We start from the raw sequence: 22758 nt of genomic DNA, 5'->3' as shown, positions 1-22758 counted from the left end.
CGATCATGGATGTGAAAGCCGAGGGATTCGCGGTCGGCGTCGTCGGCGCCGGCGCGATGGGCCAGGGCATTGCCCAGGTGGCGCTGGAGGGCGGCTGCAAGGTCGTCCTGCATGATGCCAAGCCGGGCGGTGCGGAGGCCGGGCGCGAGCTGATCTTCGGGCGGCTGGACCGGCTGGTCGAGAAGGGCCGGCTGCAGGCCGATGCCGTCGCCGGCATGAAGGAAAGCCTCTCCATCGCCCCTGCCCTTGCCGATCTGGGCAGCTGCCCTGTGGTGGTCGAGGCGGTGTTCGAGGATCTGGAGCTGAAGCGCAGCATCTTCGCCGAGCTGGAGAAACATGTGGCGGAGGATGCGATTCTCGCCTCCAACACCTCATCCCTGCCGATTGCCGCCATCGCGCGCAACTGCGCCAGGCCGCAGCGCGTCGCCGGCATGCATTTCTTCAATCCCGTGCCGCTGATGAAGCTGGTCGAGATCATCAAGGGGCCGGAAACCGCCGACGATGTCGCCGTAGCATTGGCCGAGCTGGGCAAGCGCATGGGCCGCACGCCGGTCACCGTGCAGGACGCGCCCGGCTTCCTCGTCAATATGGGCGGGCGCGCCTACACAACCGAGGGCATGCGCCTGATCCATGAGAGCGTGGCTACGCCGGCGCAGATCGATGCGGTCATGAAGGAATGCTGCGGCTTCCGCATGGGGCCGTGCGAGCTGATGGATCTGACCGGCATCGATGTGAACTATCCGGTCAGCATGATCGTCTATGAGGGCTATCTGCACGATCCGCGCCTGAAGACGGTGCCGCTGCACAAGGCGCTGTACGAGGCGGGCCGGTTGGGACGCAAGACGAAGGCCGGCCACTATCGCTATGACAATAAAGGGAATGTTCTCGATGCGCCGAGCCCGGATCATGTGACGGATGCGGCCCCCGCCGCCACCGTCAGCCTGGCCGAGCCGGATGCCGCGCTGGAGAAGTTCCTTGGCGGCCTCGGCGTGAAGATCACCGCGTCGGACGATGGATCGAGCCCCATCCTCTGCGCCCCCATCGGCGAGGACGCGACAAGCGTCGCCGTGCGCACCGGCGCCGATCACCGCCGGCTGGTGGCCATCGACCTCAGCGCCGACATCTCGAAGCGCATCACCATCATGACCGCGCCGGGGGCCGATGCCGCCGCCCGCGATTCCGTGGCGGCGCTGCTGGCGAAGGATGGCTGCAAGGTCACCGCGATCAAGGATTCGCCGGGCTTCATCGCCCAGCGCCTGCGCGCCATGATCGGCAACCTGTCCTGCGAGATGGCGCAGGTCGGCCTCGCCAGCCCGGAGGAGATCGACCTCGCCATGACGCTGGGTCTGAACTATCCGCAGGGGCCGCTGGCCATGGTCGATGCCATGGGGACCAGGGCGACGCTGCGCGTGCTGGAACAGTTGCAGGCACTGACCGGGGAGGACCGCTACCGCCCCAGCCTGTGGCTCCGCCGCCGCGCCCTGCTGGGCCTGTCCGCGAAGACGGCGGGGTAAAGACCGGGCGCACGCCGCCCTATGCTTCGAGACGGTCGCGCCCTGAACCGGGCGCGACCTCCTCAGCATGAGGTCACCAGGAGGCGCCGCCGGTAATCCAATACTCCCCTCGCCCTGAGGAGGCGCGAAGCGCCGTCTCGAAGAGCATGGGTGGATTTCAGAAAGTACATTCTCATGTCACCCCCGGGCTTGACCCGGGGGTCCAGGAGCGTCGCTTTGCCTGTAACGTCTCAGGCCTTGGCCCCTGGATTGCCGGGTCAAGCCCGGCAATGACAATTAAGCGTTAATGCTAATTTCAGAATCTTTTCTGATGCTTAATCACACATACCCCGCCCCGTCGATGACGGGGTGGGCGGCCAGCACCGCCTCATCAACCTCGATGCCAAGGCCGGGCGCCTCCGGCGGCGTTACCGTGCCGTCGGCTGAAACGCTGTAGGCCGGGCTGCACAGCTGATCGCGGAACACATTGCCCTTCGACAGATCGGCCTCGAAATAGCCGGGATTGTCGATGGCGGCCAGGAAATGCAGCGAGGCCGCCATGTTGAGGCCCGTCACCGACGTATGCGGATGGCTGGAAATCTTCCAGGCCGAGGCCATGTGCGCGATGCGCAGCCCCTCGGTGATGCCGCCGGTCTTCGACAGGTCAGGCTGGAAGATATTGATCACCTTGCGCTCGATCAGCCGGTTGAAATCGAAGCGGGTATAATGGTTCTCGCCCGCCGCCAGCGGCGTGCGGCCATAGGACGCCGCGATCTCGTAGCTACGGTCGTCCGGCGAGGGGAAGGGTTCCTCCAGCCAGCCGACACGGCACTCGTCCAGACCCGGATAGGCGTTGCGGGCATCTGCCAGCGTGTAGTTGGTGTTGGCGTCGGTCAGGATGTCGATGCCCTCGCCCAGCGCCTTGCGCACGGCGCGCACCCGTTCCAGATCGCGCGCCACCGTGTCGCCGATGCGCAGCTTCAGCGCCCTGTAGCCCTGCGCGACATAGGATTGCGCCTCCTCCACCAGCTTTGCCGGCTCCTGGAAGCCCAGCGAGATGCCGCCGGCATAGGCTTGCATCGGCTTCGCGGAGCCGCCCAGCAGCCGGTAGAGCGGCCAGCCCGCCGCCTTGCCCTTGATGTCCCACAGCGCCATGTCGATGCCGCTCATCGCGATGGCGGCGCCCGCCCCCATGCCGTGGCTGGCGAGCTGCATGCGGTACATGCGGTTCCACAGGCCGACAATATCGCCGGCATCCTGCCCGACCACGAGCTGGCGCAGCGTGGTGTTGGCAAGCTGCGCCACGGCACCCGGCGCGCGGGCGGCATGCGCCTCGCCCCAGCCGGTGATGCCGTCCTCGGTGACGATCTTCACGATCACCGCGTCGCGCTTCACCGTGCGGCCGATGCCCAGCGAGACATTCGCCCCCTCCGGCACCTTGAAGGAGATCGGATAGGCCTTCAGCTCGACGATCTTCATGGCGGTCCTCCGTGTTCGTTTCTTATTGCCGGCGTTTGGTGACCACCACATCGCCCTGCTTCAGCGATGCGACCTCCTCGGCGGAGAAGCCCGCCTCGGCCAGGATTTCATCGCTGTGCTGGGCGAATTTTGGCGGGGTGCGGCGCACGCTGCCCGGCGTGCGGCTGAACTTGATCGGGATGCCGGTGCCGCGATAGGCGCCCAGCGTCTCGTCCATGCGGCGATGCTGGGTGTGTTCCGCTGCAAACACCTCGGCGATGTTCATGACGGGTCCAGCCGGCACGCCGACGGCCAGTAGCCGCTCGCACAGCGCCTTGCCGTCCATGTCCGCCATCGCCTTTTCCAGCTCCGCGCGCAGCGCCGGGCGGTTGATCGTGCGCTCGCCATTGCTGGTAAAGCGCGGATCGGCGGGCAGGTCCGGGCGGCCGATCTCGGTGCAGAACCGCTCGAAGGCGCGGTTGTTGCCGATGGCGAGGAAAATCTCGCCGGTGCTGGTGGCGAACTTGTCGTAGGGCGTGATGTTGGGATGCTCGCTGCCGGTCAGCACCGGGGTCTTGCCCGACAGGAAGTAGTTGGCCGCCTGCGGATGCAGGAGAGCCACCGCCGAATCATACAGCGTCATATCGATATACTGGCCCTTGCCGGAACGCTGGCGCTCGAACAGCGCCATCAGGATGGCGATGGCGGAATAGAGCCCGGTGCCGAGATCGACCAGCGGCGTGCCCATACGGGTCGGCCCGGCCTCCGGCGTGCCGTTGATCGAGAACATGCCGGCCATCGCCTGGATGACCGCGTCATAGCCGGGAAAGCCGCCCAGCGGGCCGTCGCCGCCAAAGCCGCTGATGCGGCAATGGATCAGTTTCGGGAAGCGCTTCGACAACACCTCCTCATAACCGATGCCCCAGCGCTCCATGGTGCCGGGCTTGTAATTCTCGATCAGCACGTCGGCACCGTCGAGCAGGCGCAGCAGCACCTCCCGGCCCTCCGGCTTGGAGAGGTCGAGGCCGAGCGAGCGCTTGTTGCGGTTCACGCCGATGAAATAGGAGGCGTCGCCCTCCAGGAAGGGCGGCCCCCAGTCGCGCACCTCGTCGCCCTGCGGCGGCTCGATCTTCACGATCTCCGCGCCATGGTCGCCCAGGATCTGGGTGCCGTAGGGGCCGCCCAGCACGCGGGTCAGGTCGATCACCTTCAGGCCGTTCAGCGCGCCAAAAGCGCCGCCGGCCGGGTTCGCGGCGGTATCCGCCATCATTCGTTCTCCCAAAATGAAAATCAGGCGGCGATGTCGAAGACACGCGACGCGAAGGCGGGATAGGTCTCGGCGATCTCCTGCCCGATGCGCCCGCGCAACAGCGCCAGCGTCTCGGCATCGGGGATCGGCGTCTCCGGCACGCTCGCCGGCTCGTCATAGTCGAAGCCGGTATTCTCGCGGATTTCCTCGACCGTATGGCCCGGATGCACGCTGCGCAGGCTGAAGCGTTTCCGGTCCTTGTCGAAGTCGAAGATGCAGCGCCCGGTGACCAGCATCTTCGGCCCGCCCGGCCGATAGACATTGGCGGGGCTGGTGCCCGGCGCGCTGACGAAATCCACCTTCGGCACCAGCACGCGGTCGGTATGTTCCTCGCGGAACAGGATCACCTGCGGCACCAGGAAATACAGATAGGCGGAACCGAACGAGCCGGGGAAGCGCACCTTGGTCTGCGGATAGTCGCCGATGCCGACCAGGTTGATGTTGGCCTCGCCGTCGATCTGCCCGCCGCCCAGGAAGAAGGCGTCGATACGGCCCTCGGCGGCGCAGTCGAACAGCTCCTTGCCGCCATCGGTGAAGGCGGTGTGCTTGCGGCTGCCGAGCAGCGAGACGCGCAGCATGCCGTTGGAGCGGGCACGCGCCAGCAGCGCGGCGGCACCCGGAATCGGGGAGGAATTGCCGACCGCGACATGGCGCAGCCCCGCCAGCCTGTCGGCGATGAAGGAGATCAGCAGTTCCTCGGGCTTGCAATCTGTGGCCATCAGGGTCACTCCGCCGCGTTACGGGTCAGCACATGCTGCGCGAGGTAGCTCCGGAAGCCCTCGTCGCTGCGTGCCTGTTCGTAATAATCCGCGATATGCCCGGCATCGGCCGGATAGGCGCCACCCAGGCCGACCGGCCAGGCCCCCTCCTTCGCCTCCGCGATGGCGGTGACATAGAGGCCGGGGATGGTGCCGGCCGCCGTCGCCTCGTCGGCCAGCAGGTCGCCCTCGACGATCTCCTCGGCGGTGACCAGGCATTCCTTCGCGGCATGCGCCATCAGCATCAGCTCGCGCCGCACGCCGATCCAGACATTGCCCTTGCGGTCGGCCTTGCGGACATGGAACAGCGCCACATCCGGGCGGATCGCCGGGACCAGCAGGATCGGATCATTCTCGCCGAACGGGTTTTCAGCCACCTTCCAGTCGTCGCGATGCGCGACCAGATCGCTGCCCAGCACGCCGCGCAGCGGCATGTAGGGGATGCCCTTCTCCGCCGCCTGCAACCCGGCATGAATGGCCGGGCAGGTGCCGTCGCGCAGCTTGATGGTGCCGGCCTTGGCGGCGGCGATGAAGCGGGGTGCTATGCCCAGCTCGCCCATGGTGACCGCCGCTGTCTCCAGCGTGCCGACACAGCCGGCGCCGATCAGCATGTCGCCCTGCAGCCCCACCGAGGGCACGCCGACAATGTGCAGATTCTTAGCACCGCGCCGGATCAGCGCGCGCACCACTTCCATGGCGCAGCCGGAATAATCCGGCGGCAGGGCGATTTTGGCCCCGTCCGGGATGCGCTGGGCCAGCTGATCGACGGTGAATGAGGTCGCACTCATATCGTCCGTTTCCTTCCTCAAGATATGCTGCGGCTCTTATGCTGTCCTTGGCGCGCCCTTCCCGGCATGGGATAAGGCGGCAGGAACGGTCGCTGAATTCTTGAAAGGCAGTCTAGGATGGAAGAACCGCGCTTGACCACGGACATCTGGGTCAAGGCTCACCTGCGCCAATGCATGGCGCGCAACCTGCCGGCCTATGTGCTGCGCAAGGGGGCGGAGGCCGGGGCGACGGTGCTGCTGAAGGTGAACCGGCTGGAACAGGGCTGCCAGCTGCTGAGCCAGGCCCGCGATCTGGACGGCAATCTGGGCTGGCTGGCCGCCTTCGATGGCGCGCTGGTGCCGGAAGCCGAGGCTGACGCCTATATCGAGCGCGCGGTCGGGCGCGACCCGGACATCTGGGTCATCGAGGTCGAATCGCGCACCGGGGAACACCCGTTCCCCGGCAAGGTGATGTAGGGGGCTCTACTGTTAAATGCCCTCTCCCCTTGCGGGAGAGGGTTGCGGAGCCTTATGAGCGAGAGCGAATTAGGCGCAGCTGGGTGAGGGGTAATTGCACGGTCAGAGTCGCCCCCTCACCCGGTTCGCTTACGCTCACCGCCCTCTCCCGCGTTGGGGAGAGGGTTTTCTTACCCCTATTTCACGAACTTGGCGTCGACCCGACTGGAAGGCTTGATCAGCTTCAGGCAGTCGCTGCGCTTGCCCGAGGCATCGGCGCAGCCCAGCATGTCGTTCAGCAGGATGCGGCCGATCTTCGGGCAGGCCAGCCCGTCGATATCGAACAGCTTCACGCTGGTCTTCTCGGCCCGCAAGGGGGCGGCGTCCAGCGACAGGCGGCGGGCGATCACGCCATTGGTATCGAACAGCACGAGGTCGAGCTGGAATTCGCTGAACTCGGTCTGGCCCGGATTTTCGAACAGCATATAGACGCGGCAGGCATTCGGCTGCTCCTCCAGCTTGTTGAGCTCGATGGAGATGCCGGAGGCCTGAGCGCTGACCTGCGCGCTGGCCGGCGCGGGGGCGGTCCCGGCCAACCCGGCGACAGCCAGGGACGCGGCGACAACCATACGGGACAGGAAACCGGAAGCGGTTCGGAACCGGGGGGAAATCGACATGATGTTAGCCTCGCTTCTTTTGTGTGTCCGGTATCGCATCGTAGCGGCCTAAGCTTAACCTTTGACGACAGGGATGATGAAACCTCATTCGGGCCGTTTTTGGGCGGCCTCCAATACCGTTCGGAACAGGCGGATCACGTCAGCGGCAGCATGACATGGGTGCGGAACGCCTCCCGCTCGGTCAACCGCTGATACCAGGCACGCAAGGACGGCAGCTCCGGGTGCGGCACGTCCAGCGCGTACCAGCGGTGCACGAAGGCGCCGACCGGGATGTCCGCCATGGTCAGCCGCTCGCCCAGCATGTAGAGCCGGCTGTCGAGATGCCGGTTCAGCAGCGCGTAATGCTTGCCCAGCGCCTCAGCCGCCTTCTCAACCGCGCCCATGTCGCGCTCCGCCTCGGGCGTGCGGATCAGTTGCCAGAAAGCAGTGGTCATCGGCGCGCCCAGAATGGTCGTGGCCCAGTCCATCCACTGGCCGGCCTGCGCGCGCTTCTTCGCATCAGCGGGGCACAGGCCACCATGGTCGTAGGTCTCCGCCAGATAGCGGACGATGGCGTTGGATTCCCAGAGCACGAAGCCGCGATCGTCGATCACCGGCACCAGCCCGTTCGGGTTCATCTTGCGGTACCAGTCCTCGCCGGTCAGGCCGAATTCGCGGCCCGCATCGATACGCTCATGCGTCAGCCCCAGCTCGCCGACGCACCACATCACCTTCTGGACATTGATGGAATTGTTGCGGCCCCAGATGCGCAGCATGGATTTCGCCCCCTCGGTTAGGTCAATGCGACCGGCTCGCAGAGTGCGACGGGACGGGCCCCACGGCAAGCCCCGATGGGCGGTATTATTTTGCCCCCTGCCCGCCACCAAACAGAGCCCAATACAGAGACTGTTGTGATGCGCACATTTTTCGTCTCATACTGGTTTTACAAAAAATGAAAAACGCTTTCACAGGGAGGAAAACCAATGAAGCGTAACCGGTTCATTCTGGCCGCATTCGCCGGTGTGGCGATGGCGGCCCTTGCCGTACAGGATGCGGCAGCGGTCGAGCTGAAGGCCTCGCACCAGTTCCCCGGCGGCAAGGGCGATGTGCGCGACGAGATGGTGCAGATCATCGCCCGTGAGGTCGCGGCAGCCAATGTCGGCATGGAGATCAAGGTGTTCCCCGGCGCCTCGCTGGTGAAGCCGAAGGAACAGTGGCAGGCGATGCTGAAGGGCCAGATCGACATCACGGCCTTCCCGCTCGATTATGCCAGCGGCCGCCATCCGGAATTCGGCGCCACGCTGATGCCGGGCCTGGTGAAGAATCATGACCATGCCAAGCGCCTGAACAAGTCGCCCTTCATGGGTGAGATCAAGAAGATCATCGAGGATGCCGGCGTCATCGTGCTGGCCGATGCCTGGCTGGCCGGCGCCTTCGGCGGCAAGGACAAGTGCATCCTGGAGCCGCAGGACGCGGCGGGCCTGAAGGCGCGCTCGGCCGGTGCCACCTTCGCCGAGATGTGGGCCGGCGCCGGGGCGTCCATCGTCTCGATCCCGTCCAACGAGGTCTATAACGCGCTGCAGACCGGTGTGGCCAATGCCACCGACACCAGCGCGGGCAGCTTCGTCTCCTTCCGCCTGTATGAGCAGCTCTCCTGCCTGACCGCTCCCGGCGACAATGCGCTGTGGTTCATGTACGAGCCGGTGCTGATGTCCAAGCGCAGCTTCGACAAACTGAACAAGAACCAGCAGGACGCGCTGATGAAGGCGGCGAAGAAGTCGGAAGACTATTTCGCGGCGGAGAGCAAGAAGCTCGACGAGAAGCTGGTCGAGGCCTACACGAAGAACAATGTGAAGGTCGTCACCATGTCTGACGCACAGGCCAATGCCTGGCGCGAGGTGGCGAAGAAGACCTCCTACAAGACCTTCTCGGAAAAGGTGCCGACCGGCGCCAAGCTGATCGAGATGGCGCTGTCGGTGCAGTAAGCCCGCCAGCCACAGAGAGTCCGCCCGTGCCGATAAGCGGTACGGGCGGAACCCTCTCCCCTACCCCGTCACATACCGCCCTCTCTGGAGCGACCATGCAGCTCTACGTCCGAACGGTCACGGCGCTGTCGCGGATTTGCGGCATTGCCGCCGTCCTGATGATCCTCGCCTCGGTCATCATCGTCTGCCAGATGATCTTCGTCCGCACGGTGTTGCAGGAATCGGCGATCTGGCAGAGCGAGTTCGTCACCTTCATCCTGGTCGCCGCCACCTTCGTGGGCAGCCCCTATGTGCTGCTGACCAAGGGGCATGTGAATGTCGATCTGCTGCCGCTTTATCTCTCGCACCGCTGGCGTGTGCGGCTGGCCTTCGTCGCCTCGGTGATCGCGCTCGGCTTCTGCCTGCTGGTGCTGTGGAACGGTATCGAATGGTGGTGGGAGGCCTATGATGGCGGCTGGACCACCGATTCCATGTGGCGGGCGCGCCTGTGGATCTATTACGCCGCCCTGCCCATCGGCATGGGCGTGCTGTGCCTGCAATATGTCGCCGATATCTATTGCCTGCTGACCGGACGCGACATGCCGTTCGGCATGGAACCGGAGCAGCATTCATGAGCGAGCTTACCCTTGGCCTGCTGATCGGCCTCGTGACGCTGGTCGTGCTGGGGACCGGCATGCCGGTCGCCTTTGGGCTTGGCGTGGTCGCCGTCGGCTTCATGGTCGCCTTCGACGGGCTGCGCGCCATCGAGTTCCTGGCCGACACGCTCTATGCCGGCCTGAACGACTTCACCCTGGTGTCGATCCCGATGTTCGTGCTGATGGGGGCTGCTGTCGCCTCCAGCCGGGCGGGCTCGGACCTGTACGAGGCGCTGGCGCGCTGGTTCAGCCGCGTGCCGGGCAGCCTTGTCATCTCCAATCTGGGCGCCTGTGCCCTGTTCAGCGCGATGACCGGCTCCTCGCCCGCCACTTGCGCCGCCATTGGCCGCATGGGCATCCCGGAGATGCAGAAGCGCGGCTATTCCGACGATCTGGCGACCGGCGCCATCGCGGCGGGCGGCACGCTGGGAATCCTGATCCCGCCCTCGGTGACGATGATCCTGTACGGCATCGCTTCCGAGACCTCCATCGGCCGGCTGTTCCTGGCCGGCGTCGTGCCGGGGCTAATGCTGACCGGCCTGTTCATGCTGTGGGCGCTGTTCCTGTGCTGGCGGCGCGGCGAGGGGCTGGCGCAGATCGGCGAGCGCTATTCGCTGCGCCAGAAGCTGGAGGTGCTACCGCGCATCCTGCCTTTCCTGCTGATCATCGCCGGCGTCGTCTATTCGATGTATGGCGGCCTCGCCACCCCGTCCGAGGCGGCGGGCGTGGGCGCCATGCTGTGCCTGCTGCTGGTGGTCGTCATCTACCGCGTCTGGCAGCCGACCGCGCTGTGGCACATCATGCGCGACGGCATGCGCGAATCGGTGATGATCATGATGATCATCGGCACCTCGGTGCTGTTCAGCTACATGCTGTCCAGCCTGTACGTCACCCAGGCCATTGCGGAATGGATTGCGCTACTGGACATCAACCGCTGGCTGCTGCTGTTCTTCGTGAACATCCTGCTGCTGGTCGCCGGCTGCTTCCTGCCGCCGGCCGCCGTCATCCTGATGACCACGCCGATCCTGCTGCCGATCATCGTGAATGCCGGCTTCGACCCGATTTGGTTCGGCGTCATCCTGACCATCAATATGGAGTTGGGGCTGATCACCCCGCCGGTCGGCCTGAACCTCTATGTCATCAACGGCATCGCACCGAAGATCAAGCTGCCGACGATCCTGTACGGCGCCCTGCCCTTCATGCTGTGCATGGTGGTCGGCATGCTGCTGCTGTGCCTGTTCCCCGGCATCGCCACCTGGCTGCCCGACTATCTGATGGGGCCGGGCCTGTAAGCGACGTCAGCGCAGGTAGAAGGAAACTGGCACCACCAGTTCCAGATTGGCCTGCTGGATTTCGGGCGGCAGCGGTGGGAAGGGCGAGGCACGCTCGATCATTTCCCGCACCGCCTCGTCCAGCACGGAATGGCCGGAGCCGCGTTCCAGCCGGTAGGAAACCAGCTTGCCCTCGCGGTCCATGACGAAGCGCAGCACCGCCGTGCCCTCGATGCGGCGCAACTGCGCCCGGCGCGGATATTCCTTGTGGCGTTCCAGCCAGGCCTGCACCAGCGCCAGATAATCGGCCGAGGAACCCGGCATGCCGCCGCCCGCCGACGCGGAAGTGCTGTTCGTGGTGCCGGCATTCTGCGAATCCTGGGCGCCCGACTTGCCAGCGGACCCGGTAACCGACGGTGCCGGTGCGGCTTCCGCCTGCACCGGGGCGGGTTCTGCCTTGGCGACCTGCTGCGGCTTGATTTCCTGTGGTTGGGGCTGCTGCACCGGCTTCGGCGGTTCCGGCTTCTTGACGACAGGCTTCACCGGCGGCGGCGGTGGTGGCGGCGGAACCTCCGCCATCTTCACCTTCTCCGGCTCTTCCTTGACCTTTACGGGCTCCACCGGCTTCACCGGTTCTATGGGCTTTACCGGCTCCACGGGACGCGCCTGCTCGACCGGCGTTACCGGAACGTCCGGTACCTCCGCCGTTTCGATGGGCTTCACCGCCTCTGTCACTTCGGTCGGCTTCACCGTCTCGGTCGACTCGACGGCGCGCGCCTCGCTGCCTGGCGCGCCACCCATCGGCGCCAGCGCCACCTCGACGCCGCCGAGGCCCGCCTGCGCGGTGCCCTTGTCCTCGCTGAAATCAGCGAAGAAAGCCAGCGCGCTGCCATGGATCGCCAGCGATGCGATCAGCCCGGCCAGCTTGGCGCGCGGGGAGAGTCTCATTCGCCTGTTCCCGTCTTCGTGGTCAGCAGTGACAGTTTCTCGATGCCGGCCGCGCGCAGGCTTTCCATTACCTCGATCACCCGGTCGGCCTCGGCCTGCTGGTCGGCTTTCAGCCGCAGCACCGCGCCGTCCCTGGCATGCGCCTCCAGCGCCGCCGGCAGCGCGTCCAGCTCCATCGGCTTGCCGTCGAAGGCGATGCGCCCGTCGGCGCCGACCAGGACGGTCAGCGTCGAGCCATCGGGCAGGCTTTCCGACGCGGAATCCGGCGGCGTCACCTCGAACGGGTCGATCTGCGACAGCTTGCCGGCCAGCATGAAGAAGATCAGCAGCAGGAACACCACGTTGATGAGGGGGATGATGCCCTCGTCGGAATTCCGCTCGCGATGGCGGCCGGCGGCGAACAGGCCGCCGCCAGCGCTCTTCCGGCCATGGTTCAGAACGCTCATCACCGCCCCCGCACCAGCGAGACATCCTTGATGCCGCTCGCCGTCACCATGTCCAGCACTTCCACCGCGCGCTGCATCGCCACGCCGCGCTCCGGGCGCACCAGCACGCGCTGATCCGGCTTGCGCGCCAGGGCGGCCTGCAGCCGCGTCTGCAACTGCTCGGCCGACAGCGCCTCGCCGGCAAGGTCCAGCGAGCCGTCGGCACGCAGGCGCACCAGCATGGCGCCTTCCATATCCGGCGTTGCGACCGCCTGCCCCGGCGTGTTCAGCGTGATGGTCCGCCAGTCCAGAAAGCTGGAGGCCAGCATGAAGAAGATCAGCAGGATGAACACGACGTCGATCAGCGGCGTCAGGCTAATCAGCTGCCGGCGCTTCGCCGGAAGGCTACTCCGCAGGCTGTGCATGCGGCTGGCGCAGGCCGGCGGCCTCACGCTCCCCGTGGTCGGCGCCGTGATTGGAAGCTACCAGCGGCATGGTGAACAACCGCGTCACCGCATCGTCCATCGTGTGCGCCGCGCGCTCGACGGTTCGCTCCAGCCAGTTCAGCATGGCCACAGCCGGAATCGCCACCGCGAGGCCGACGGCCGTGGTCAGCAGCGCCACCCAGATGCCCCCCGACAGGATGGCCGGGTTCACATTGCTGCCGGCGGCTTCCATCTGGCGGAAGGCGTCGATCATGCCCAGCACCGTGCCGAACAGGCCGAGCAGCGGGCTCAGCGTCGCAATCACCTCGATGACGCGCAGGTAGGAGCGCAGCTCCTCCAGCCGGGCGCTGCCGATGCGGGCGACTTCCTCACGGATGCGGTCCTCGGCGATGCGATGGCGGAATCCGTCAATGGCCACCGCCATGACTTCCGCGACCGGGCTGCGCAGGCCGCGCAGACCCGCCAGCGCCTCCGCCAGGCGGCCATTGCGCGCCTGCGTCAGGGCCGGCTCCACGAAGCCCCGGCTCCACAGCCGCGCCGACTGGAACTGGATCATCTTCATGATGAAGATGGCGAGCGCCACCACCGAGAAGACCAGCAGGATCACCACCACCGGGCCACCAGCCTGGATCAGCTCCAGCGCCTGATCGAGCGCACCGGGCGGCGGCGTCACGGCGTCTGTGGGAACGGCGCCGGGAAGTGCGGCCGCAGCCGACGGGGTGGTCTCGTTCATTCCAGTATCCTGCTCTTTCGACGATGCGTTTCCGCCCGAAAACGGCTATGGCATAAGGCTTCCGCTGGCGAAACGCGCGCATAATAGTGAGATTGCGAGTTGATTGCAAACAAGCCGTTATTGCACCGCACGCACATCTGATGACCGCTGACGACCGAGCTGCAACTAAAAACCAAATCCGCAGGGAGAATGCCATGAGCCGCGATACGACAGAAGCGTTCAAGGAACGGCAGCGCGCCGCCTGGAACGACCGCGGCATTGGCTGGAACAAGCGCGCCGAGGAAATGGCGGAAATGGCGCGCCGCCTGAACGAACCGCTGCTGGAACTGGTCGGAATCGCACAGGGCCAGCGGGTGCTGGATCTGGCCTCCGGCGCTGGCGAGCCGGCGCTGACCATCGCCGAGATGGTTGGCGAGACAGGCCATGTCACCGCGACTGACCTGGCCGAGGGCATGCTGGCTGGGGCAAAACGTCGCGCTGCTGACCGCCGCACCGGCAATATCGGCTTCGAGATTGCGGACGCCGAATCCCTGCCCTTCCCCGATGCCGGTTTTGACCGTGTCACCTGTCGCTTCGGCCTGATGTTCTTCCCCGACAAGCCGAAGGCATTGCGGGAATGTCTGCGCGTGCTGAAGCCCGGCGGGCGCGCCGGCTTCATGGTCTGGGGGCCGCTGGCCGACAATGCGGTGTTCCAGATCAACATGGCCGCCGTGCTGGAAGTGATGGGGCCGCAGGACGAGACCTTCCTGGAAATGCCCTTCATCCTGGGCCAGCCCGGTACCCTGGTCGGGCTGCTGGAACAGGTCGGCTTTGCCGCTGTCGAGGAACAGGTGATCCAGGCGCGCCGCAAGGCGCCGGGCGACCAGCCCTTCTGGCGCACCAACCTGGACATGTCCTTCGGCAAGCTGTGGATGGAGGCCAGCGCCGCCGAGCGCGAGGCGGTCGAGGCCGCCGTCGTCCGGCGGCTACAGGAATACCGCGAGGGCGATCATTACCGGCTGCCGGTGCATGTGCGTTACGCGGCGGGAACGAAAGCCGCCTGAACACATCAAACCCTTTGGCGACAAAGGATGACCCGCGAAATATTTCGTAACGACATCCCGATTGATGCCGTCGGCAAGCACTCCTATAGTCCGCGCCGATGCCGGCAGGGGCGGATGCTTATCGCGTCGCCCGACCTATTTTTAAGCAACCGCGACCGGTTCCTGGCCGAACGCGCCACAACCACCGCCAGCAGCAAGCAGGAAGACACGCGATGAAGTCCTCGATCTGGATCGCCATTCTGTTCGCGGTGGCCGCCACGCTCTGGATTGCCTCCGGCCAGTTCGGCGATGCCGCCGAAGCACCTGCCGGAGCCCCCAAGCAGGAAGCGCAGGCAGCCCTGCCCGGCGTGCAGTTCATCGTATCCGAGGAGCAGGCGCACCGCCGCGAGCTGACCATCAACGGCTTCACCCAGGCGGAACGACGCGTGCAGCTGCGGGTCGAGACCGATGGCCGTGTCACCGAGATCGGCGTGGAAAAAGGCAAGCGCGTCGCCGCCGGCGAGATGATCGCGCGCCTTGCCCTGGACGACCGGGAGGCAAGGCGGGCAGAGGCGCGGGCGCTGGTACGCCAGCGCGAGGTCGAATTCAGCGCCTCCAAGCAGCTGGCCGGCAAGGGCTTCCGCTCCGACACCAATCTGGCGCAGGCGCAGGCGCAGCTGGACGCCGCCCGCGCCGCCCTCGCCCGGATCGAGACGGATATCACCAACACGACCATCCGCGCGCCCTTCGATGGCGTGCTGAACGACCGCATGGTCGAAATCGGCAATTATGTTCAGGCCGGCGACGAGGTGGCGCAGATCGTCGATACCGACCCGATGCTGGTCGTCATCGAGGTGCCGGAGACCCATGCCCTGTCCCTCGAACTGGGCGATCTGGCCGAGGTGCGCTTCTCCACCGGCGAGACCCGTACCGGCGTCATCCGCTACATCGCCAGCGTCGCCAACAGCGCCACCCGCACCTTCCGCGTGGAGGCCGAGCTGGATAACCGGGACGGCGCCATCCGCGACGGGCTGACCGCCGCGGTGAAACTGTCGCTGGACTCCGTCCCCGCGCATTTCATCACCCCCTCCATCCTGACCCTGAACGATGCCGGGCAGATGGGCGTGAAGCTGGTGGGCCAAGACAACACCGTCACCTTCCGGCCGGTCAGGATCATCGCCAGCGAGACGGACGGCGTCTGGCTGGCCGGCCTGCCACAGCGCGCGCGCCTGATCGTCGTCGGGCAGGAATTCGTTGCCGAGGGCCAGAAGGTTGAAGCCGTGCGGTCGGAGAATTTCGCTGGCAGCTATGCCGATGGCGGGGCGAAGAAATGAACCTGATCGACGCTGCCATCGCCCGCGCCCGTACCACCATCGCGGTGCTGGTGCTGATCCTGATCGCGGGAACCGTCGCCTATATCGACATTCCCAAGGAATCCGATCCGGACATCAACATCCCCACCATCTATGTCAGCCTGGTGCATGAGGGCATCTCGCCGGAGGATTCCGAGCGGCTGCTGCTGCGCCCGATGGAGCAGGAGCTGAAATCCATCGAGGGCGTTAAGGAGATGCGGTCCACCGCCTACGAAGGCGGCGGCTTCGTGCTGCTGGAGTTCGATGCCGGCTTCGATGCCGACAAGGCGCTGGACGATGTGCGCGAAAAGGTGGACATCGCCAAGTCCGAGCTGCCGGAGGAGACCGAGGAACCGACCATCACCGAGGTGAATTTCAGCCTGTTCCCGGTGCTGGTGGTCACGCTGTCCGGCCCGGTGCCGGAACGCACGCTGGTCCGCCTCGCCCGCGAGCTGCGCGACGAGATCGAGGGCATCCCCTCGGTACTGAACGTCGATATCGCCGGCGACCGCGAGGAGCTGGTGGAAATCCTGATCGACCCGCTGAAGCTGGAAAGCTATGGCCTGCGGTCGGAGGATATTCTCACCTTCATCGACCGGTCCAACCGGTTGATCGCCGCCGGCGCGCTGGACACCGGCAGCGGGCGATTCCCGGTGAAGGTGCCGGGCCTGTTCGAGAGTGCCGAGGACATCCTTGACATGCCGCTGAAGACCGACGGCGATGCGGTGGTGCGCGTGCGCGACGTAGCCGAGGTGCGGCGCACCTTCAAGGACCGCGAATCCGTCGCCCGGCTGGATGGCGAGCCGGCGGTGGGGCTGCAGGTCACCAAGCGCACCGGCGAGAACATCATCGAGACCATTGAGGCGGTGCGCGCCTTGTCGGAGCGGCAGAAGCAGTTCTGGCCGGAGGCCGTGAAGGTCACCTACAGCCAGGACCGCTCGAAGGATATCCGCACCATGCTGACGGACCTTCAGAACAACGTCATCAGCGCGGTTCTGCTGGTCATGATCGTCATTGTCGGCGCGCTGGGGCTGCGCTCGGCCGGGCTGGTCGGCGTCGCCATTCCGGGCTCCTTCCTGCTGGCCATCCTGGTGATCTTCACCATGGGCATCACCATCAACATCGTGGTGCTGTTCGCCCTGATCCTCGCCGTCGGCATGCTGGTGGACGGCGCCATCGTGCTAACCGAGTTCGCCGACCGCAAGATGGCCGAGGGCCAGTCGCCAAAGCGCGCCTATGCCCGCGCTGCCAAGCGCATGGCCTGGCCGATCATCGCCTCCACCGCGACCACGCTGGCGGCCTTCCTGCCGCTGCTGTTCTGGCCAGGCGTGGTTGGCGAGTTCATGAAGTTCCTGCCGATCACGCTGATCGCCACCCTGTCGGCCTCGCTGCTGATGGCGCTGATCTTCGTGCCGACGCTGGGCGCCTTCATCGGCAAGCCGGGCGGTTCGCTCGATCCCGAGAAGGCAAAGGCGCTGAGCGCCGAAGCCTCGGACGACGACAACGAGACCATCGACCTGACGCAGGTCAAGGGCCCGACCGGCCTGTATATCCGCACGCTGGACAAGGCGCTGACGCATCCCGGCAAGGTTGTGCTGGCCGCCGTCGGGACCCTGGTCTTCGTGCAGTGGTATTACGCCACCCACGGCCATGGCGTGGAATTCTTCCCAGAGGTGGAACCGGAACAGGCGCAGATCCTGGTGCATGCGCGCGGCAACCTTTCCATCGAGGAGAAGAAGCAGCTCGCCATCCTGGTGGAACGCGAAGTGCTGGCGCTCGATGCCTTCGATTCGGTCTATTCCTCGATCGGCACCCAGGTGCGCAGCGGCCAGGACAAAGCCGAGGATGTCATCGCCACCATCTCTGTCGAGTTCAAGGACTGGGACAAGCGCCCGCCGGCCAACGATATCCTGGCCGAGATCGTGGAACGCTCGCGCAAATATCCCGGCATCCTCGTCGAACCGCAGAAGCAGGAGGCCGGGCCGCCGGTCGGCAAGCCCGTCGCGCTGGAGATCAGCGCCCTCGACGTCTCGCTGCTGGAACCCGCAGCCGCGCAGATCCGCGCCAAGTTCGAGAGCATGGAGGGGCTGGCCAATATCGAGGACAGCCGCCCGATCCCCGGCATCCAGTGGGCCATCGATGCCGACCGCGCACAGGCCGCCAAGTTCGGCGTCGATCTCAGCATGATCGGCAATTATGTGCGGCTGGTCACCAACGGGCTGAAGGTCACCGAATACCGGCCCGACGACAGCGACGAGGAAATCGACATCGTCGTGCGCTTCCCGACCGAATACCGCAATCTCGACCGGTTCGGCCAGCTGCGCATCCAGACCGAGCAGGGGCTGATCCCGATCAGCAATTTCGTCACCGAGAATCCCGAACAGAAGGTCGGCGAGCTGAAGCGCGTGGACGGGCGGCGCATCATGTCGGTGAAGGCCGATGTGCAGCCCGGCGTGCTGGCCGACGACAAGGTGCGGGAACTGCGCGCCTGGCTGCCCGATGCCGGCCTCGATCCGCGCGTCGAGGTGACCTTCAAGGGCGAGGACAAGGAACAGGCCGAGGCCCAGCAATTCCTGATGCGCGCCTTCGCCGTCGCCCTGTTCATCATGGCGATCATCCTGCTGACCCAGTTCAACAGCTTCTACAGCGCCTTCCTGATCCTCTCGGCGGTGATCCTGTCCACCATCGGCGTGATGATCGGCCTGCTGGTGATGAACAAGCCGTTCGGCATCGTCATGAGCGGCGTCGGCGTGATCGCGCTGGCCGGCATCGTGGTGAATAACAACATCATCCTGATCGATACCTACGATCTGATGCGCAAGCAGGGCATCCCGGCGCATGAGGCACTGCTGCGCACCGGCGCCCAGCGTCTGCGGCCGGTTTTCCTGACCACGCTGACCACCATCCTGGGCCTGATGCCGATGGTGCTGCAGATGAACATCGACTTCATCAGCCGCGAGGTCAGCATCGGCGCGCCCTCGACGCAATGGTGGGTGCAGCTGTCCACCGCCATCGTCTTCGGGCTGGCCTTCGCCACCATCCTGACGCTGGTCATCACGCCCTCGGCGCTAAAGGTTCGCGCCAATGTCAGCGACTGGCGGGCACGGCGGCGGCAGAAGCGTGAGGAGAAGAAGGCGCCGCCGGTTCCGGCCGAAGGCACGACTAAGGGGTGAAGTCGCGCCGCGCGGCGAGGATGCGCGTCGCGGTGGTGACCCAGCACAGCGCGCCGAAGAGGAGTGCGAGCTGGGGAAACCAGCCCGGCCAGAGGCAGATCGCGACGAACAGGGCGATGGTCTCCGCCCCTTCCGTCAGCCCGCCGAGATAATAGAGCGATTTCGGGCCGCGCGCCGTGCTTGTGCGGCCGCGCTTCGCCGCCATCACGGCATAGGCCAGGAAACTCGATCCCGTGCCCATGAAGCTGAAGATCAGGAAACAGGCGGCCAGCGCGTTCGCCGCCGGATCGGCCAGCGCAAAGCCGAAAGCCACGGCGGCGTAGAAGATGAAATCCAGCACGATGTCGAGATAGCCGCCGAAATCGGTCGCGCCGCGCCGCCGGGCGATGGCGCCATCCAGCCCGTCAGCCAGGCGATTCAGCAGAATACAGGCCAGCGCCAGGCCATAGGCCTGCAGCGCCAGCGCCGGCAGGGCCATCAGCCCGACCGCGAAGCCAGCCAGCGTCACGGCATTGGCGGAAACGCCCCGGCGCGACAGGAAGCCCCCGGCGGCATCCAGCGCCGGATCGACCAGCCGTCGCAGTGCGGCGTCGATCATGCGCCGGGACGGGGTTCCCCGCTCTGGTCGTTCCCGCTCTCGGGCACGGCATCGCCAGACGCAGCAATATCCGCCTCATGCTGGGCGACCATCTGCTCCGCCTCCGCCTTCAGCCGGCGGTAGGAGCGCACGGAGAACGGGATGCACAGCAGGTAGAGCAGGCCCAGCCCCGACAGGGTGCGCCAGGGCGCGTTCACCAGTGCCGCCACCAGCAGGCCGACCACGATCAGCATCGGGATCACCAGCCCCTGCGGGATACGCGCCTTCTTGCCCGAAAAGGTCGGGATGGCGCTGACCATCAGCAGGCCGATGAAGAATACCCAGGCGATCACCAGCGCCGGATGCTTCAGCACCGTGTCATAGCCAAGGTCGAAGGACAGGATCATCGGCAGCAACGCCAGCCCCGCCCCGGCCGGCGCCGGCACGCCGGAGAAGTAGTTGTAGGCGTATGCCGGCAGTTCGGGGTCGCCCAGCGTCGTATTGAAGCGCGCCAGCCGCAGCGCGGCGCAGGTGGCGAAGAACAGCACCACCGCCCAGCCGAAGCCGGCAACGCCACTCATCCCCCACATATAAAGGACGACTGCCGGCGCCACGCCGAAGCTGATGAAATCCGACAGCGAATCCAGCTCCGCGCCGAACTTGCTGGTCGCCTTCAGCAGGCGCGCCATGCGCCCATCCAGCCCGTCGAGGATCGCGGCGGCGAAGATCGCGATCACCGCCTGCTGCCATTCGCCATTCAGCGCGAAGCGGATCGCCGTCAGCCCGGCACACAGCGCCAGCACGGTCAGGATGTTCGGGATCAGCCGGTTGATCGACAGTCCCTTCAGGCGCGGCGCCCGGCGGTGCCGTCTGAACCCGCTTTTTTGCCGCAGCCCGACCACTAGCGAATCTCGCCCAGACGATCCGGTTCGGCGGAGGTCAGGTCGGCGATTACCGTCTCGCCGGCGATCATCCGCTGCCCCAGTACCGCCAGCGAGGCAGCGCTGGCCGGCAGATAGACATCGACCCGGCTGCCGAAGCGGATCAGCCCATAGCGCTCGCCGGCCCGCAGGGTAGCCCCCTCGGCGGTCTTGCAGACGATGCGGCGGGCCACCAGCCCGGCAATCTGTACGCTGCCGACCTTGGTGCCGTCCGCCATCTCGACGACCATGCCGTGCCGCTCATTCTGCTCGCTCGCCTTGTCCAGCGAGGCGTTGAAGAACTTGCCGGGATGGTAGGCCAGGCGCGACACCTTGCCGTCCACCGGGGCGCGGTTCACATGCACGTCGAACACATTCATGAAGATGCCGATCTTCAGCATCGGCGCGTCACCCAGCTCCAGATCGGCCGGCGGCGGTGCCTTGCCGACGAAGCAGACAACGCCATCGGCCGGGCTGATGACGAGGCCAGGGCGGCTGGGCGTCACCCGGTCCGGGTCCCGGAAGAAATAGACGCACCACAGGGTCAGAATCACGCCTGCCCAGCCCAGCGGATCGGAGATGGCGAACAGGATCAGCGTACCGACCGCGAATATCCCGATGAAGGGCCAGCCTTCCCGCGCAATCGGCACCAGAATCGATTTCAACACGCCGTTTCCTTTCTCGTTTCCCATCGGGACCCTACCATATGGGCATTCGCAAGCGGAGAGTACACAGCGACGCGCCCGAAACAATCGCCGCCGTTTTAACCCTTCCTTAGGAGCTTGACACTATCTTCCAGCGTGACAGTTTCAGCATCCTGCCCCGGAGCCGAAAGCCTTATGCTGATGGACGCCGCTAGCCCCTTCCGTGCCGTACTCAATCACGTTCCCGACGAGTTCGACCTGCGGACTTTCGTGAAGGTTGCCAACAGCGGCGACGGGGCGCCGCATAATGCCCGCCCCTTCCAGTTCGCCTTCGATTGCGACGGGGTGACCTATATTGCGCAGCTGAACGACCGCGAGGGCGAGGCCCGCCTGTCGATGCGCGCGCTGATCGGCATCCTGCCCTACAGCAGCGAATCCGTCGCGCGCCGCCGCGCCATCCTGGAGGCGCTGCGGGCCATCGGCGTCAAGGAAGAGACCCGGCTGCTGGTCGATCCGCGCCAGCGCATCCGTCTGGATGTCGAACTGCCGCTGGAAGGCCCGCCCACGCCCAGCCTGCTGATCGCCACGGTGGCCCTGTTCCTGGCCCGGTTGCGCGATCATATCGGGCAGATGTCCACCCTCTCCCTGCCGGACACGTCCGACAAGGATGCGTAAAGTTCTCTAATTCACCTGCGGCAGCACGAAGACCTGGCCCGGATAGATCAGGTCGGGATCGCGGATCTGGTCGCGGTTGGCGCCATAGATCAGCGTGAAGGCCATGCCATCGCCATAGGTGCGCCGGGCGATGCGCCACAGATTGTTGCCCGGCTGGATGACCACCACCCGGCCTTCCAGGAGGCCCGACAGCGGCTCCGATCGGGCGAAGGGCAGTTCCACCCGCGCCACCACCTTGCCATCCGGCGCCAGCCGGTCCACGCGGAGCCTATAAGTACCGGCCGCCACCTCGCCCTCGGGCTGCAGGCGCCAGTTGCCCTTGTCGTCCGCCCGTGCGTCGCCCAGCGGCTTGTCGTCGAGATAGACCCGCACCTGCCCGTTCGGTTCGGTCCGGCCGCTCAGGATCACGGCCCCCTTGGCATCGTAATCCACCACATCGACGCTGACCGGCATATCGGTCTTCTTGCCGTTTTCCGGCAGGCTGACGACGGAGGGGCCTGTCGGCGCCGGAGCGGCCGGCTTGGCCTGATCCGCTGGCTGGGCCACCGGTTGGGCTGCCGTCGCTGGAGCCGTCGGCTGCTGCGCCGGCTGCTGCGGCGCGGCGGGGGCCTGCAGCACCGTGGACGGGCCACTGCCCTCACGCGGCACGACCATGGCCAGCGGAGTCTGCGGCGCGGCGCTCGGCTGACCGGCGATATCCTTCTGCGGTTCCGGCACCGCCAGCACCACCACATCCTGCGACTGCAGGCGGCTGCCGTCGGGCAGTTCCGACTCCAGCGTCAACTGCCGGTTGCCCGGCGGCAGCGGCTCCTTCGGCAGCAGCACCCATTCGCCACGCTGATCGGCCTGGATCTCGCCGATCACCCGGTCGCCATCCTTCACGATCACCTTGGAATTCGGCGTAGCGCGCCCGGCGATCACCGTATCGCCCTTCGGGTTCACCCGCACCACATCGAAGCTGGGCGCACGCGGCGCCGGCGTCTGGTCCGGCACGGCGGGGTTCTGCGGGGCCGTGGAGGGTGTCGCGGCGGTGGACGGCGCCGTGCGTGCAGCCC

Annotated in this window: 24 protein-coding genes; 10 read left to right on the top strand and 14 right to left on the bottom strand. The window is 66.1% G+C overall.

The genetic code is table 11. From position 1 onward, the window contains the following. Window positions 1-5: 5 nt before the first annotated feature. A complete protein-coding gene (locus tag P24_RS11285; RefSeq protein WP_008944852.1) occupies window positions 6-1514 on the top strand; it encodes a 3-hydroxyacyl-CoA dehydrogenase in 1509 nt (502 codons plus the stop codon). 318 nt (window positions 1515-1832) lie between these two features. Here P24_RS11285 and P24_RS11280 read toward each other — a convergent pair whose 3' ends face one another. From P24_RS11280 to P24_RS11265, 4 genes are read right to left on the bottom strand one after another with little or no spacing between them, the layout of a single operon-like run. Then, complete coding sequence (locus P24_RS11280) at window positions 1833-2972, bottom strand: mandelate racemase/muconate lactonizing enzyme family protein (protein ID WP_008944851.1); 1140 nt, start codon at window positions 2970-2972, stop codon at window positions 1833-1835. Between the two features lie 22 nt (window positions 2973-2994). Then, window positions 2995-4221 (bottom strand): CaiB/BaiF CoA transferase family protein, encoded by a 1227-nt coding sequence (locus P24_RS11275; protein WP_008944850.1) that lies wholly within the window; start codon window positions 4219-4221, stop codon window positions 2995-2997. A 20-nt stretch (window positions 4222-4241) separates the two neighbouring features. After that, complete coding sequence (locus P24_RS11270; RefSeq protein WP_008944849.1) at window positions 4242-4979, bottom strand: CoA-transferase; 738 nt, start codon at window positions 4977-4979, stop codon at window positions 4242-4244. 5 nt (window positions 4980-4984) lie between these two features. After that, window positions 4985-5806: a CoA transferase subunit A gene (locus P24_RS11265; protein WP_008944848.1), complete on the bottom strand. Its 822-nt coding sequence runs from the start codon at window positions 5804-5806 to the stop codon at window positions 4985-4987. A gap of 132 nt (window positions 5807-5938) precedes the next feature. Between P24_RS11265 and P24_RS11260 the strand changes: the two genes are divergently transcribed. Beyond that, window positions 5939-6262, top strand: coding sequence for a DUF1491 family protein (locus P24_RS11260; protein WP_237740190.1), 324 nt, complete (start codon window positions 5939-5941; stop codon window positions 6260-6262). A 176-nt stretch (window positions 6263-6438) separates the two neighbouring features. Here P24_RS11260 and P24_RS11255 read toward each other — a convergent pair whose 3' ends face one another. Together P24_RS11255 and P24_RS11250 are read right to left on the bottom strand one after the other, a co-directional pair. Then, window positions 6439-6918, bottom strand: a complete 480-nt coding sequence (locus tag P24_RS11255) for a hypothetical protein (protein WP_008944846.1) — start codon at window positions 6916-6918, stop codon at window positions 6439-6441. Between the two features lie 134 nt (window positions 6919-7052). Beyond that, entirely contained in the window at window positions 7053-7673 is a 621-nt protein-coding gene (locus tag P24_RS11250) for a glutathione S-transferase family protein (protein ID WP_008944845.1), read from the bottom strand. A 207-nt stretch (window positions 7674-7880) separates the two neighbouring features. Between P24_RS11250 and dctP the strand changes: the two genes are divergently transcribed. The 3 genes from dctP to P24_RS11235 all read left to right on the top strand — a co-directional run bounded on the left by dctP (window position 7881) and on the right by P24_RS11235 (window position 10809). Then, entirely contained in the window at window positions 7881-8882 is a 1002-nt protein-coding gene (gene dctP / locus P24_RS11245) for a TRAP transporter substrate-binding protein DctP (protein ID WP_008944844.1), read from the top strand. Window positions 8883-8977: 95 nt separating this feature from the next. After that, window positions 8978-9496, top strand: a complete 519-nt coding sequence (locus P24_RS11240) for a TRAP transporter small permease (RefSeq protein WP_008944843.1) — start codon at window positions 8978-8980, stop codon at window positions 9494-9496. Then, entirely contained in the window at window positions 9493-10809 is a 1317-nt protein-coding gene (locus tag P24_RS11235) for a TRAP transporter large permease (RefSeq protein ID WP_008944842.1), read from the top strand. Before P24_RS11240 ends, P24_RS11235 begins: the two co-directional genes overlap by 4 nt. Window positions 10810-10815: 6 nt before the next feature. Here P24_RS11235 and P24_RS11230 read toward each other — a convergent pair whose 3' ends face one another. Genes P24_RS11230 through P24_RS11215 form a run of 4 tightly spaced genes read right to left on the bottom strand, consistent with a single transcriptional unit; the run spans window position 10816 to window position 13340 of the window. Continuing rightward, entirely contained in the window at window positions 10816-11736 is a 921-nt protein-coding gene (locus P24_RS11230; RefSeq protein ID WP_008944841.1) for an energy transducer TonB, read from the bottom strand. Then, window positions 11733-12182 (bottom strand): ExbD/TolR family protein, encoded by a 450-nt coding sequence (locus P24_RS11225; RefSeq protein ID WP_008944840.1) that lies wholly within the window; start codon window positions 12180-12182, stop codon window positions 11733-11735. Before P24_RS11225 ends, P24_RS11230 begins: the two co-directional genes overlap by 4 nt. Continuing rightward, on the bottom strand, window positions 12182-12586 hold the full coding sequence (locus P24_RS11220) for an ExbD/TolR family protein (protein WP_040707397.1): 405 nt from the start codon (window positions 12584-12586) through the stop codon (window positions 12182-12184). Before P24_RS11220 ends, P24_RS11225 begins: the two co-directional genes overlap by 1 nt. After that, entirely contained in the window at window positions 12567-13340 is a 774-nt protein-coding gene (locus P24_RS11215) for a MotA/TolQ/ExbB proton channel family protein (RefSeq protein WP_008944838.1), read from the bottom strand. Before P24_RS11215 ends, P24_RS11220 begins: the two co-directional genes overlap by 20 nt. A 194-nt stretch (window positions 13341-13534) precedes the next feature. Between P24_RS11215 and P24_RS11210 the strand changes: the two genes are divergently transcribed. From P24_RS11210 to P24_RS11200, 4 genes are read left to right on the top strand one after another with little or no spacing between them, the layout of a single operon-like run. Further along, window positions 13535-14383, top strand: a complete 849-nt coding sequence (locus P24_RS11210) for a class I SAM-dependent methyltransferase (protein WP_008944837.1) — start codon at window positions 13535-13537, stop codon at window positions 14381-14383. A 27-nt stretch (window positions 14384-14410) separates the two neighbouring features. Beyond that, on the top strand, window positions 14411-14599 hold the full coding sequence (locus tag P24_RS20285; RefSeq protein ID WP_008944836.1) for a hypothetical protein: 189 nt from the start codon (window positions 14411-14413) through the stop codon (window positions 14597-14599). Beyond that, window positions 14596-15696, top strand: a complete 1101-nt coding sequence (locus P24_RS11205) for an efflux RND transporter periplasmic adaptor subunit (protein ID WP_008944835.1) — start codon at window positions 14596-14598, stop codon at window positions 15694-15696. The genes P24_RS20285 and P24_RS11205 overlap by 4 nt, the downstream gene beginning before the upstream one ends. Continuing rightward, window positions 15693-18887 (top strand): efflux RND transporter permease subunit, encoded by a 3195-nt coding sequence (locus P24_RS11200; protein WP_008944834.1) that lies wholly within the window; start codon window positions 15693-15695, stop codon window positions 18885-18887. Before P24_RS11205 ends, P24_RS11200 begins: the two co-directional genes overlap by 4 nt. Here the strand turns inward: P24_RS11200 and P24_RS11195 are convergent. The 3 genes from P24_RS11195 to P24_RS11185 are packed head-to-tail and all read right to left on the bottom strand — an operon-like array spanning window position 18877 to window position 21076. Further along, window positions 18877-19485: a CDP-alcohol phosphatidyltransferase family protein gene (locus P24_RS11195; RefSeq protein WP_008944833.1), complete on the bottom strand. Its 609-nt coding sequence runs from the start codon at window positions 19483-19485 to the stop codon at window positions 18877-18879. The two genes, P24_RS11200 and P24_RS11195, sit on opposite strands and share 11 nt — an antisense overlap. Further along, the gene (gene pssA / locus P24_RS11190; protein ID WP_008944832.1) at window positions 19482-20366 is read right to left on the bottom strand and encodes a CDP-diacylglycerol--serine O-phosphatidyltransferase; all 885 of its coding nucleotides are present in this window, start codon (window positions 20364-20366) and stop codon (window positions 19482-19484) included. Before pssA ends, P24_RS11195 begins: the two co-directional genes overlap by 4 nt. Beyond that, window positions 20366-21076, bottom strand: a complete 711-nt coding sequence (locus tag P24_RS11185; protein ID WP_040707394.1) for a phosphatidylserine decarboxylase — start codon at window positions 21074-21076, stop codon at window positions 20366-20368. Before P24_RS11185 ends, pssA begins: the two co-directional genes overlap by 1 nt. A 153-nt stretch (window positions 21077-21229) precedes the next feature. On the opposite strand from P24_RS11185, the gene P24_RS11180 reads away from it, so the two are divergent. Further along, window positions 21230-21703, top strand: coding sequence for a hypothetical protein (locus tag P24_RS11180; RefSeq protein ID WP_156816275.1), 474 nt, complete (start codon window positions 21230-21232; stop codon window positions 21701-21703). A 6-nt stretch (window positions 21704-21709) separates the two neighbouring features. Here the strand turns inward: P24_RS11180 and P24_RS11175 are convergent, their stop codons facing one another. After that, window positions 21710-22696 carry a LysM peptidoglycan-binding domain-containing protein gene (locus P24_RS11175; protein ID WP_008944829.1) on the bottom strand — a complete coding sequence of 329 codons (987 nt, stop codon included), beginning with the start codon at window positions 22694-22696 and terminating at the stop codon, window positions 21710-21712. Window positions 22697-22758 lie beyond the last annotated feature (62 nt).

It is taken from the genome of Oceanibaculum indicum P24, from assembly GCF_000299935.1.
Lineage (GTDB): Bacteria > Pseudomonadota > Alphaproteobacteria > Oceanibaculales > Oceanibaculaceae > Oceanibaculum > Oceanibaculum indicum.
This window is presented reverse-complemented; position numbering and strand designations above follow the sequence as displayed.